Annotated in this window: 11 protein-coding genes and 1 pseudogene; 8 read left to right on the forward strand and 4 right to left on the reverse strand. The window is 69.8% G+C overall.

Going from position 1 to position 12,618, the window contains the following annotated elements; genetic code table 11:
• Positions 1-10: 10 nt before the first annotated feature.
• Entirely contained in the window at positions 11-1,024 is a 1,014-nt protein-coding gene (locus AB0D12_RS10995; protein ID WP_362679508.1) for a GDSL-type esterase/lipase family protein, read from the reverse strand.
• A gap of 276 nt (positions 1,025-1,300) precedes the next feature.
• Between AB0D12_RS10995 and AB0D12_RS11000 the strand changes: the two genes are divergently transcribed.
• The 5 genes from AB0D12_RS11000 (at position 1,301) to AB0D12_RS11020 (ending at position 6,601) form a co-directional block, all read left to right on the forward strand.
• Positions 1,301-3,637 carry a nitrate- and nitrite sensing domain-containing protein gene (locus tag AB0D12_RS11000; RefSeq protein ID WP_362679511.1) on the forward strand — a complete coding sequence of 779 codons (2,337 nt, stop codon included), beginning with the start codon at positions 1,301-1,303 and terminating at the stop codon, positions 3,635-3,637.
• Positions 3,630-4,052, forward strand: coding sequence for a roadblock/LC7 domain-containing protein (locus AB0D12_RS11005; RefSeq protein ID WP_327322251.1), 423 nt, complete (start codon positions 3,630-3,632; stop codon positions 4,050-4,052). The genes AB0D12_RS11000 and AB0D12_RS11005 overlap by 8 nt, the downstream gene beginning before the upstream one ends.
• A 3-nt stretch (positions 4,053-4,055) precedes the next feature.
• The gene (locus AB0D12_RS11010; RefSeq protein ID WP_362679514.1) at positions 4,056-4,424 is read left to right on the forward strand and encodes a DUF742 domain-containing protein; all 369 of its coding nucleotides are present in this window, start codon (positions 4,056-4,058) and stop codon (positions 4,422-4,424) included.
• Positions 4,425-4,668: 244 nt separating this feature from the next.
• The gene (locus AB0D12_RS11015; protein WP_362679517.1) at positions 4,669-6,135 is read left to right on the forward strand and encodes an amino acid permease; all 1,467 of its coding nucleotides are present in this window, start codon (positions 4,669-4,671) and stop codon (positions 6,133-6,135) included.
• Positions 6,136-6,145: 10 nt separating this feature from the next.
• A complete protein-coding gene (locus AB0D12_RS11020) occupies positions 6,146-6,601 on the forward strand; it encodes an Lrp/AsnC family transcriptional regulator (protein ID WP_327322248.1) in 456 nt (151 codons plus the stop codon).
• Positions 6,602-6,605: 4 nt separating this feature from the next.
• Here AB0D12_RS11020 and AB0D12_RS11025 read toward each other — a convergent pair whose 3' ends face one another.
• Positions 6,606-7,160 (reverse strand): Repetin, encoded by a 555-nt coding sequence (locus AB0D12_RS11025; RefSeq protein WP_362679520.1) that lies wholly within the window; start codon positions 7,158-7,160, stop codon positions 6,606-6,608.
• A 291-nt stretch (positions 7,161-7,451) separates the two neighbouring features.
• On the opposite strand from AB0D12_RS11025, the gene AB0D12_RS11030 reads away from it, so the two are divergent.
• Entirely contained in the window at positions 7,452-8,249 is a 798-nt protein-coding gene (locus AB0D12_RS11030; protein WP_362679522.1) for a carbon-nitrogen hydrolase family protein, read from the forward strand.
• A gap of 49 nt (positions 8,250-8,298) precedes the next feature.
• The gene (locus tag AB0D12_RS11035; protein ID WP_362679525.1) at positions 8,299-9,993 is read left to right on the forward strand and encodes an NAD(P)/FAD-dependent oxidoreductase; all 1,695 of its coding nucleotides are present in this window, start codon (positions 8,299-8,301) and stop codon (positions 9,991-9,993) included.
• A gap of 70 nt (positions 9,994-10,063) precedes the next feature.
• Here the strand turns inward: AB0D12_RS11035 and AB0D12_RS11040 are convergent, their stop codons facing one another.
• Together AB0D12_RS11040 and AB0D12_RS11045 are read right to left on the reverse strand one after the other, a co-directional pair.
• The gene (locus AB0D12_RS11040; RefSeq protein ID WP_362679528.1) at positions 10,064-10,768 is read right to left on the reverse strand and encodes a DUF5995 family protein; all 705 of its coding nucleotides are present in this window, start codon (positions 10,766-10,768) and stop codon (positions 10,064-10,066) included.
• A gap of 128 nt (positions 10,769-10,896) precedes the next feature.
• A pseudogene (locus tag AB0D12_RS11045) lies at positions 10,897-11,130 on the reverse strand (nitrate reductase); the annotation flags it as partial.
• Positions 11,131-11,301: 171 nt separating this feature from the next.
• Between AB0D12_RS11045 and AB0D12_RS11050 the strand changes: the two are divergent.
• Entirely contained in the window at positions 11,302-12,588 is a 1,287-nt protein-coding gene (locus AB0D12_RS11050) for an alginate lyase family protein (RefSeq protein WP_362679531.1), read from the forward strand.
• Positions 12,589-12,618: the final 30 nt, after the last annotated feature.

The raw sequence follows: 12,618 nt of genomic DNA on the forward strand, positions 1-12,618 counted from the left end.
CCCATGTTCTTTAACTATCGGACGGTTGGGTTGACGGGAGCGCCGCCCGGAGCGCGTCGGCGACCGCGGCGGCCAGCACGGCATGGCCCTCGTCATTGGGGTGCACCCCGTCGGCCAGCTGCCCGGGACCGAGCAGATCGCGTCCTGGCAGGAGCGTGAGCCGCTGGTCGCCGGACCCGTCGCCGATGCGGTCGCGGACGGCCTCCTCCATTGCCGTACGCAGCTCGGCGAGAGTGGCTCCGAGCGGGTTCGGGGTCTGCTCGGCGTCGGGGCGCAGTACGGGGGAGACCAGCAGGAGCGGGATGTCCGGATGTCCCTGGCGTACGAGCTCGATGAACGCGCGCGTCGTCTCGTACAGCAGCGGGACCGAACAGGGGATGCCGGTCCAGCAGTTGGTGCCGAAGGCGAGGGTGATCACATCGGCGGGCGCTGCCGCCAGCTGCTGCGCCGTGGCCAGTTCGCCCCGGGCCGCGCCCGCGTATCCGAGGTTGACCGTGTCCAGGCCGAGGATGCGGCCGGCGACCGCGGGCCAGGAGTGGGCTGGGCGGGTGGACCACCAGCCCTCGGTGATGGAGTCGCCGTGGACGAGCCAGCGCGGGCGTGGCGCGGCGGGCGCGACCGTGCCACCGATCGCTCGTACTCCCAGGATCACGGGGGACTGGGCCTCGGGCGGATGGACGGTGAACGGGCCACTGGTGCCGCCGGGCAGGCTGATCGTGACGACTGCCTCCTCGGCCGGGTCGGTGAAGGTCTCGGACACACAGCCGCCGCCCTGCCAGAGCGCGAAGCAGTGCGCGAGATCCCGCAGCGCGTCGGTCGGACCCGGCACGGTGGCGCGGTAGCGGATCTCGACCGCGTCCGCGCCGTCTGCCGTGAACTCCAGCCGTACGCCGATCGGCAGTGCGGCCCGCTCGCCGGCGTCCCACGCCAGCCGGGCCAGATCGGCCGGGTCCGCGCGCACCGCGCGCCCACGGTCCAGCCAGGCCACGCCTCGCAGAAAGGGTCCGGGGTCGAGCCAGGTCACGCGGGCCTCCCAAGGTCGGGTGCGGAAACCGCACGATCACTGTCCGGTCCAACACCGTGCAGTCCAACGCTGTCCACTCCGGTGCGGCACCATGCGGCAGACACGACGAGGTATCAATGGAGTTCGGCATCGGACCGCTCCGGCGTTCCCCGCCGTTACCTGCAGGAACATTGCGTTGCGCATGCCAAATCGCGTAGCTTGACTGCGCTTACCGGGGGGTAACCACCTGCCGATCAGTTGCCCCCGATCCGTTGTTCTATGTGCTCTGGGGAGACCATGCGCCGGCGATTCCGCCGCCCCACGATCCGCGGCCGGATCGTGACTCTGACGGTCATACCCGTCATCGCTCTGATGGGGCTGTGGACCTTCGCCATGGTCTCGGTCACCGGCGACCTCCGGGCCCTGATCCGGGTCCAGAGTGTGTACGAGGACTTCGGCACCCCGGTCGACACCGCTGTGGGGCAGATCCAGATCGAACGCAGGCTCACCGCCGCGTATCTGGGAGCGGGGCGGAAGGACGGCTCGGCCGCAGTCGCGGCCCTGACCGCGCAGCAGCGTTCGACCGACCGGGCCGTCGGCGCCATGCGTGACGCGATCGGCGACCGGGAGCGGCGTGCGGACCTCTCCGAACGCCAGCGGCAGTCCCTCGACGCGATGGCCGGCGCCGTCGACAGCCTGGAGGACCTGCGTGAGCGGGTGCTGGCCCGGACGATCTCCTGGGACGACGCCGTCGACGCGTACACCGTCCTCGTCCAGCCGACTTTCGACGTGCAGTCCACGCTCACCGCCCTGCAGGCCGGCCAGCTCGCCCGCGAAGGGCAGGTCGTCATCGAGCTGGTGCGCGTGCGGGAGTTCGTCTCCCGTGAGGACGCCCTGGTCGCCGGGGCGCGTGCCGCGGGCAGTCTGACCGACGGCCAGTACGACGCGCTCACCGCCACCATCGAGGACCGGCGGGTCTTTCACCGTACGTACGTCCCCGACCTCCCGGGCGACTCCAGGAAGCTGTTCACGGACTTCGAGGCGAGCGACGAGTACCGGGCGCTGACGGCCGGCGAGGACGCTCTGCTGCGGGCCGGCGCGTCCGATGCCGGCAAGGCCATGGCCGCCGACTCCTGGCGGACCACGACGGACCGCGCGGTCAAGCGGTACATGCTGCTGTGCACCGATTCGGCGCTGAACACCGCCGACCGCGGCCGGGCTTTCGCCTACCGGGAGATGGTCAAGGCCGCGGTCGTGGGTCTGCTCGGACTGATCGCGGTCGGGCTGTCGATCTGGTTCTCGGTCGCCAGCGGCCGGCGCATCTCGCGCCGCCTGGAGGAGCTGCGCGACGCCGCCGACGTGCTCGCCACTCAGCAGCTGCCCGATGTGATGGAACGGCTCGGCGCGGGCGAGGAGGTGGATGCGGCCGCTGCCGCACCGCCGCTGGACTTCGGCGACGAGGAGAAGGGTCCTGACGAGATCGGTCAGGTCGGCCGGGCACTCAACACCGCCCGGCTGGCAGCCGTCGAGGCCGCCGTCAAACAGGCGACCCTGCGCCGCGGCGTCTTCGCCGTACTGCTCAACATCGCCCGCCGCAACCAGGCGCTGGTGCACCGGCAGTCGAAGCTCGTCGACACTCTGGAACGTCGCACCACCGACCCGGACACGCTCGAGGACCTGTTCCGGATCGACCATCTGACGACCCGGATGCGACGCCATGCGGAGGGGCTCATCATCCTCTCCGGTGCCACGCCGGGACGACGCTGGCGCAAGCCGGTACCCGTGGTGGACATCGTGGCCGCCGCGGTCGGCGAGATCGAGGACTACACCCGGGTCGTGGTGCCGCCGATGCCGGCCGTGGGCATCAGCGCGGAGGCTGTCGCCGACGTGGTGCACCTCGTCGCCGAGCTTGTCGAGAACGCCGCCGTGTTCTCCCCGCCGCACACCCAGGTCACCATGCGCACCGGCCAGGCCCGCAACGGATTCGTGCTGGAGATCGACGACCGCGGCCTCGGTATGGACGCGGACGAACTGGACCAGGCGCACCAGACGCTGGCGCGGCCCCGCGACTTCGACCCGGCACAGGACGAGCGCCTCGGCCTGTACGTCGTCGGCCGGCTCGCCGAGCGGCACGGTATCGGGGTCACCCTCACCCGCTCGCCGTACGGCGGCACCACGGCCGTGGTGCTGCTGCCCCACCCGATCCTCGCCCCCGTCGAGCCGGTCCCGCCCGCCCGGGCCAAGGAGCCGGCGGGCAGGCCGCAGCCCGCCCCGGTCCGGGCCCTGCCGACAGCCGCACCCCGGGCGCTGGAAGTCGTGCAGCCGACGCACGACCGCGCCAAGGAGGAGCCGCAGGCGCAGCCCGCCGCGCAGCCGCCCGAGCCCGGCCCGCCGCTGCTCGGACTGCCGACCCGGGTGCGCCAGGCATCGCTCGCCGCCCCGCTGCGCGACGCACCCTCCGCAGCGGCCGAGGACCCCGACCGTGAGGTGTCCCCGGAAGAGATGCGCTCGATCTTCGGAGCCTTCCAGCGCGGTCTCGACCGCGGCCGCAAGGGCGATCCCGCAGGAACCGCGTCGCCGGGGGCCGAGCCGCGCTCCCGTACGACCGATGAAGGGACGGACGATGATGGCTGACGAACCCACGGGCGACCCGGCGGGCCTCGGCTGGCTGCTCGACGATCTACTGGCCAGGACCGACCATGTACTCCAGGCGGTGCTGCTGACCGCGGACGGTCTGGTCAGCAGCGCCTCCAAAGGCATGGCCAGGAAGGACATCGAACATCTCTCCGCCGTCTGCGCGGGCTTCCACAGCCTCGCCAAGGAGGCCGGCGACCGCTTCGAGGCCGGGTCCGTGCGGCAGACGATGGTGATGCTCGACCACGCCTTCCTCTTCATCACTCCGGCCGGCGACGGCAGCCGGCTTGCGGTGCTCTCCGACCCCGAGACCGACGTCGGACAGCTGGCCCACGAAATGTCGCTGCTGGTCAGGCGGGTGGGTCGGCATATGGCCGTCCCCACGCGCTCGGCCCCCGAGGCCACCGACACCTAAACCGTGAGCGACCACTGGTACGAGGACGAGACCGGCCCTCTGGTGCGGCCGTACACCGCGACCGGCGGCCGGACCCGTCCCGCCGCTGAGCACAGCATCGATCTGATGTCGCAGGTCACGGCTGTGGACCCGACCGGATCCGAGCCGCGGCTCGATCATGCCCGCAGCTCGCTGCTCGAGCTGGTGCGCCGCGAGCCGCGCCCTGTTGCCGAGATCGCCGCCGACGCGGATCTGCCCCTCACCGTCGTACGCGTCCTGCTGGCCGACCTGGTCGAGGCCGGACTGATCCGGGTCTCCGCTCCGGTCACCCACGAGGGTCTGAACGACCCGGAGCTGCTGCGCGAAATCGTCGACCGCCTTCGGGAGCTGTGAGGCATTCGTTCACCGGTGCGCAATGTTTCCCCGTGCCGTCCGTCATCGCGCAATGATCGTTCGCAGATGCGCAACAACCCTGCATTACGGGCATGAGCGAGAGCCTCGTAGGCTCACTCTCCGTACCAGGAGTGGCGGTGACCGTCTGCTCGGCGGTTCCTCCCCTCATGCGCGGGCTTCTCCGCCATGCCCGCGGGCCGCCGGTCACCCCGCCGCCGACCCGCAGCCATGAAGGAGCCCCGGAGTGCTTGACCACGGCGAAGCCCCACCCGCGACCGCGCCGTCCCCCGCCCGGAGCCAGGGCCTGGGTGCCCGGCTGATGCGGCGCAAGCCCGTCGAGCAGCTGGTCGCCGAGGGCGGCCAGGGCGAGGGCGGCTCGCTGCGTCGCTCGCTCACGATGTGGCAGCTGACCATGATCAGCATCGGTGCGACGCTCGGCACCGGCATCTTCGTCGTGCTCGGCGAGGCCACGCCGCTGGCCGGCCCGGCCGTCGCGATCTCGTTCGTCATCGCCGGTCTGACCGCTCTGTTCTCGGCCCTCTCCTACGCCGAGCTGGCCGGATCGATCCCGGTTGCCGGCTCCTCGTACTCGTACTCGTACGCCACCATGGGCGAGATCGTCGCCTGGATCTGCGGCTGGTGTCTGATCCTGGAGTACGGAGTCTCGGTCGCGGCCGTGGCCGTCGGCTGGGGGGAATATCTCAACGAGCTGCTCGACGGCACGATCGGTGTGACCATCCCCGCAGCGATCTCCGCCCCGTTGGGCGAGGGTGGCTTGATCAACCTGCCGGCGCTGGTCGTCGTGCTGCTCGCCATGTCTTTCCTGATGGGCGGCGCCAAGGAGAGCGCCCGGGTCAACACGATCATGGTCGGCGTGAAGATCGTGACGCTGCTGCTCTTCATCGGCATCGGCTTCATGGGCATCAAGGCCGGTAACTACACCCCCCTCGCCCCGCTCGGCGTGACCGGGATCAGCGCCGCCGCGGCCAGCCTCTTCTTCTCGTACATCGGCTTCGACGCGGCCTCCACCGCCGGCGAAGAGGCCAAGAACCCCAAGCGGGACCTCCCGCGCGCGATCATGCTGTCGCTGCTGATCGTCACCGTGCTGTACTGCCTGGTTGCGCTCGTCGCCGTCGGCGCCATGCCGTGGCAGGACTTCGAGGGCACCGAGGCCGCCCTGGCCCAGATCATGAAGGACGTCACGGGCCAGAGCGTCTGGGGTGTTGTGCTCGCCGCGGGCGCGGTCGTCGCCATCGCCTCCGTGGTCTTCGCGGTGCTCTACGGCCAGACCCGCATCCTGTTTGCGATGTCCCGCGACGGCCTGGTTCCCAAGCTGTTCGCCAAGGTGAACCCGCGTACCGGTGCCCCGCGCGCCAACACCGTCATCGTCTCGCTCTTCTGCGGGGCCCTTGCGGCCTTCATCCCGCTGGGCGAGCTGGCCAACGCCACCAGCATCGGCACGCTCTTCGCCTTTGCGCTGGTCAACGTGGCCGTGGTGATCCTGCGCTACAAGCGCCCCGACATGAACCGCACGTTCACGGTGATGCTGTTCCCGGTCACCCCGATCCTCGGCTTTATCTTCTGCGGCTACCTGATGTACACGATGCCGGGCACCACCTGGATGGTCTTCGGTGGCTGGATGATCGTCGGCCTCGTGTTCTACTTCGGATACGGCATGCGCCGCTCCCGACTTGCCACAGCAGAGAAGTGATCCACCCGCAGTGCGACTGAACGATCTCGACGAACGCATCGTCCACGCCCTCGCCGAGGACGCCCGCCGCTCCTACGCGGACATCGGCTCCGAGGTCGGCCTCTCCGCGCCCGCCGTCAAGCGACGGGTCGACCGGCTGCGCGCCGAAGGCGCCATCACCGGATTCACCGTTCGGGTGGACCCGGCGGCGCTCGGCTGGGAGACCGAGGGCTACGTCGAGATCTACTGCCGCCACAACACCTCGCCCGACGCCATCCGCCGGGGCATGGAGCGTTACCCAGAGGTCGTGTCCGCCTCCACCGTCACCGGTGAGGCGGACGCGATCGTCCAGGTATTCGCCTCCGACATGCGCCACTTCGAGCGAGTGCTCGAGCGGATCGCGGGCGAGCCGTTCGTGGTGCGCACCAAGTCGGTGCTGGTGCTCTCCCCGCTGCTGCGACGGTTCTCGTCGGGCGCGCCCGCGTGAGCCGTCAGAGCTTGGGGTGCCAGGGCAGCACCTTGAAGTCGCCCGTCCCGGCCTTGACCTTCTCGAACGGCGCCGAGCCCACGCACTTGGGCAGGTCCTCAGTCTCCACGGGACTTCCCGTGGAGGCCCAGCTGTAGCCGAGCCGGTCGTTCCTGCCCAGGTCGTGGACCGTGATACCGACCCGCTTGCCCTTCGCGCCCTCCAGGTCGGACGTGGTGATGACACCGCTCACCACGGCCACCTTGCCGCCGGTCAGCAGGCAGTCGACCCTGGCCTCGGCGAAGGCGCCCTTGCCGTTCAGATAGTGGCTGAAGCGAAAGGTGCCGGTCGCCTTCATCGGGTCGTCGTTGTCCTTCGCCGCCAGATGTGCGTCGAAGGTGAAGGTGATGTCGTCGCCGAGCGACCGGTACAGCTTCGCGGAGCCGGTGAGTACGGCTGCCTCGCGGGTCCCGCCGTCGCCATCCCCCGAGGCGACGGCGGAGCCCGCGGCCCCGGCGGTGATCAGCAGCGCGCCCCCGATGGCGGCGATCTTCGTACGACGGTGAGCGATGCGGCTCATGACAGGCCCTTTCTGCAGGTGATCCAACGCCCACCACTCTTCCGGCGGCGGCTTCCCGGCACATCGAGCCAGAGGCTGCACCGGTGCTCCGCCGCCCGGCGGGGGAGCACCCCGTTCGTCTCCGACCGTGGTCTGATCCCGGCGCACGCAACGAATCACCGCCGCGGGTGCACATCGCGCAATGGATCGACCAGCGACGCGCAACGGTCCCGCCTTGTCCGGGCGGGAGTCCGGACCGTACCGTTTTTAACGTCTTCTTCACCCCGCATACATCGCCCCCCGAGGTTGCTCATGCCCCCGCTGCGCACCGCACTGCTCCAGAGTTCCGGCCGACCGGGCTCGGTCGCCGAGAACCTCAAGGTGCTCGACGATGCCGCGAGCAATGCCGCTGCCGCCGGCGCCCGGCTGCTGATCTGCCCCGAGATGTTTCTGACCGGGTACGCGATCGGTGACCAGGTCCCGGTGCTGGCCGAGCCCGCCGACGGCCCCGGCGCCCGGTCCGTCGCGGAGATCGCCGCGCGCCACGGCATCGCGGTGATGTACGGATACCCGGAGCGAGACGGCGAGCGGATCTTCAACTCCGCGCAGCTGGTCGGCCCCAACGGCGAAAGCCTCGCGAACTACCGCAAGACCCATCTCTTCGGCTGCTTCGAGCAGCAGTGGTTCACTCCGGGCGAGCAGCCGGTCGTCCAGGCGGAACTCGGCGGGATCCGGATCGGCATGCTGATCTGCTACGACGTGGAGTTCCCGGAGAACGTCCGGGCGCATGCTCTCGCCGGCACCGATCTGCTGCTGGTGCCCACCGCCCAGATGCACCCCTTCCAGTTCGTCGCCGAGTCCCTCGTGCCGGTGCGGGCCTTCGAGAGCCAGATGTACATCGCGTACGTCAACAGGACCGGACCGGAGGGCGAGTTCGAGTTCGTCGGACTCAGCTGCCTCGCGAGCCCCGACGGCGCCGTAAGGACCCGTGCGGGCCGCGGCGAGGAGCTCGTCATCGGCGAGGTGGACCCCGGTCTGCTGAGAGCCTCGCGCGAGAGCAATCCGTATCTGCGTGACCGCCGCCCCGGCCTGTACACCTCCCTGGTCTGAACCCTTCCCGCTTGCCGCTCACGCTTTCCCCGCAAGGAGTCCGTACCCCATGACGTCCACGGTGCCCACCACTGCTGTCCAGCACACCGACGAGCAGCCGCCGATCACCATGTTCGGTCCGGACTTTCCGTACGCGTACGACGACTTCCTCGCCCACCCGGCCGGCCTGGGCCAGATACCGGCGACCGAGCACGGCACCGAGGTCGCGGTCATCGGCGGTGGACTCTCCGGCATCGTCGCCGCGTACGAGCTGATGAAGATGGGCCTCAAGCCCGTCGTCTACGAGGCTGACCAGATCGGCGGCCGACTGCGCACCGTCGGCTTCGACGGCTGCGATGACGAGCTGAGCGCCGAGATGGGCGCCATGCGCTTCCCGCCCTCCTCCACCGCGCTGCAGCACTACATCGACCTGGTCGGCCTGACCACGCAGTCCTTCCCCAACCCGCTCGCCCCCGTCACCCCGTCCACCGTCGTCGACCTCAAGGGCGAGTCGCACTACGCGGAGACCATCGACGACCTGCCGCAGGTCTACCGCGATGTGATGGACGCCTGGAACGCCTGCCTCGAAGAGGGCGCCGACTTCTCCGACATGAACCGCGCCATGCGCGAGCGCGATGTGCCGCGCATCCGCGAGATCTGGGCGAAGCTGGTGGAGAAGCTCGACAACCAGACGTTCTACGGCTTCCTCTGCGAGTCCGAGGCCTTCAAGTCCTTCCGGCACCGCGAGATCTTCGGCCAGGTCGGCTTCGGTACCGGCGGCTGGGACACCGACTTCCCCAACTCCATCCTGGAGATCCTGCGCGTCGTCTACTCCGAGGCCGACGACCACCACCGCGGCATCGTCGAGGGCAGCCAGCAGCTGCCGTTGCGGCTCTGGGAGCGCGAACCGGAGAAGATCGTGCACTGGGCACAGGGCACCTCGCTGTCCTCGCTGCACGACGGCGAGCCGAAGCCGGCCGTGACCCGTCTGCACCGCACCGCGGGCAACCGGATCACCGTCACCGACGCCTCCGGCGACATCCGTACCTACCAGGCGGCCGTCTTCACCGCGCAGTCCTGGATGCTTCTCTCCAAGATCGCCTGTGACGACTCGCTCTTCCCCATCGACCACTGGACGGCGATGGAGCGGACCCACTACATGGAGTCGTCCAAGCTCTTCGTCCCGGTCGACCGGCCCTTCTGGCTGGACAAGGACGAGCAGACCGGCCGGGACGTCATGTCGATGACGCTGACCGACCGGATGACGCGTGGCACGTATCTGCTGGACAACGGTCCCGACAAGCCGGCCGTCATCTGCCTCTCGTACACCTGGTGCGACGACAGCCTCAAGTGGCTGCCGCTGTCCGCGAACGAGCGGATGGAAGTCATGCTCAAGTCGCTCGGCGAGATCTACCCGAACGTCGACATCCGCAGCCACATCATCGGCAACCCGGTCACCGTGTCCTGGGAGAACGAGCCGTACTTCATGGGCGCGTTCAAGGCGAACCTGCCCGGCCACTACCGCTACCAGCGCCGTCTGTTCACGCACTTCATGCAGGACCGGCTGCCCGAGGACAAGCGCGGCATCTTCCTCGCGGGCGACGACATCTCCTGGACGGCGGGCTGGGCCGAGGGCGCCGTGCAGACCGCGCTGAACGCGGTGTGGGGCGTGATGCACCAGCTCGGCGGGTCGACGGATGCGTCCAACCCGGGCCCCGGCGACCTCTACGACGACATCGCTCCGGTCGAACTGCCGGAGGACTGAGACCAGCCGTCCGGGGCCGGCCGCGATCCGGCCGGCCCCGGACGGTGATCAAACGATCAGACCTGGCCGGTCAGCGCCAGGGCGTGAGCAGACAGCGCCCGACGAGACCGACGCCTGTGTCCAGTCGCTCGGTGAACTCCTCGGCCAGGCCAGGGAGTTCGCGTACCCCCCACAGCAGCCGGGCTGCCGACCAGGCGCCGTCCCTCGCCCGCTCCAGGCTCCACGAACCCAGCAGATGTGTCAGCGGATCGGCGATCTCCAGCAGATCGGGACCCGGCATCAGTTCCTCGCGGATGCGCTCCTCGAGCAGGATGAGGATGTCACCGACGCGATCGAACTCGCCCTCCAGATCCACCGGTTCGCAGCCGAGCGTCCGACAGCTGTCCACCACCGCGAGCGCCAGATCGTGCCCGATGTGCGCATTGATGCCGGCGAGGGCGAACTGCAGCGGCCGTACGCCGGGATGGCGCCGGTACTGGAACAGCGGCCGCCAGCAGGCCGGCGCCCGGCGGCCCGCGGCCGCCGCGTCCACGGCCGTCAGATAACGCTGGGCGAAGAGCACGTCCAGTGTGACGGCAGCCCGCCGGTCGGGGAATTCACCGTCGTCGATACGTCGTTCAATCTCCTCCGTCACCGCCAGATAGACCCGGTTGAAGACGGCGACCCCGTCCGTGGCCGGCCAGTCGTCGCGCAGCGCGTGCATCCGCTCCACCACCGAGTCGACCGGGGACGTGCGGAGATCGGCCCGAGTCGCGAAGTGTTCCATCTGCGCCATGCAGGCAGCGTCCCAGCCGACGGCCGGATGGCACGGTGACGGGCCGGGGCTTCCCCAGAACGGAGGACCTACGGCTGGGTGTCGTACGTAGACGTGCCCGAATCCAGCAGGGGCTCCTGTCGCTACCGCCGAGTTCGAAGCAGGAAGATCGCCGTCGCGACGCCGGGCATCATGATCGCGAGGTCGGGGTCCAGGCCCATCAGGACCGGCGCTACGAAGGACGCGCCGAGCATGGGCACCACATGCCGGGCGCCGAGCCCTGCCGTGCTGGGCCAGGACAGCCGCTTGTCGGGGCGTACGACGGCGCCGGGAGCGGGAGTCCGCCCGTCGCCGTGCAGGGTCCAGCGCATGCCGAGGTTCACGGGCCGCTCCACTTCGACGGGTGTTCGATGATCGGCGCAATCGTCATGCGGCGGCCGGGCCGGAGTCCCATCCGTGAATCGTGCGCTCGGCATTGTCACTCGTACCTGGCGGCCCTACGCTCACACGGTCCCGTTCATGAATCACGTTCACATATCTGATGGGAGCGCTCGATGACCGGAAGCCCCCGACGGCGCCTGGGAGTTGTGCTCACCGCCGTCGCCGCCTGCGTCACCGTGCTCGTACCGATCGCGTCGTCCCAGGCCGCGGCCACGTCCGGCTCGCATCGGGTGCCGAAGACGGTGGTGATTGACGGCAAGCAGCTCAAGGAGGCCAAGTCGCGCCTCGACCACGGCGATCCGGCACTGCGCAAGGCGGCCCAGGCCCTTGTCGCACGCGCCGACGGCTGGCTCGGGCAGGGGCCCTGGACCGTCGTGGACAAGCCCAAGCCCGCACCGGGCGGCGATGTCCACGACTATCTGAGCCAGGCGCCCTACTGGTGGCCCTCGCAGCCCAAGACGCCCGAGAATCCTTGGGGTTGCCCCTACGTCCAGCGCGACGGCGAGCGCAATCCCGAGGTGGACACCGGCACCGACCGCCCCGACATCGGAAAGGTCGTGAACTCGGTCAGCACGCTGAGCCTGGCCTGGTACTACACGGGCAAGAAGCAGTACGCCGAGCATGCGTCGACGATCCTGCGCACCTGGTTCGTGGACCCGGCGACCCGGATGAACCCCAATCTGAACCACGGGCAGTTCATCCCCTGCAAGTACGACGGCCGGGCGATCGGCGTCATCGACTTCTCCCAGCAGTACACCAGCGTCCTGGACGCCATCGCGATCCTCGACACCGGGGCGCCCGGCTGGTCGAAGGGCGACCGGACGGCGATGCGGGCGTGGAACACGTCCTTCCTGGACTGGCTGGTGAACTCTCCCTTCGGCAAGGAGGAGTCGGCGGCCAAGAACAACCACGGCACGTTCCATGACATGCAGGTGGCCGCCCTGGCCCTCGCCACCGGCGACAAGGACCTCGCGCGCAAGGTCGTCCTCGACGCCCGCGGCAAGCGGATCGACCCCCAGATAGCCGCCGACGGCAGTCAGCCGCAGGAGCTCGCCCGGACCCGCAGCTGGCACTACTCCACCTTCGACCTGGTCGCGTACACCCGGCTCGCGGCCATCGGCAAGCACGTGGGTGTGAGCCTCTGGGCCTATCAGGGGCCGCAGGCGCAGAGCCTGTTCAAGGCGGTCGACTATCTGCTGCCCGCCGCGACCGGGGCGGCCGCCTGGCCGCACCCCGAGCTCGAGTTCTACCGGTACGCGGCGAGTGATGTGGTTCATGCGGCCGCCGACGCCGGTGACCGGCAGGCCAAGGCTGCGGTCCCGCGCCTGGAGACTCCGCCGGGCGGGGACCTCTGGGCGCTGCGGCCCGCGGCGGAACAGCTCGACTCCATCGCGGGCTGAGCGGCGCGCGCTCCGCACCGGCGGGGTTCC

The sequence above is a fragment of the Streptomyces sp. NPDC048479 genome (assembly GCF_040651435.1).
Classification (GTDB): domain Bacteria; phylum Actinomycetota; class Actinomycetes; order Streptomycetales; family Streptomycetaceae; genus Streptomyces.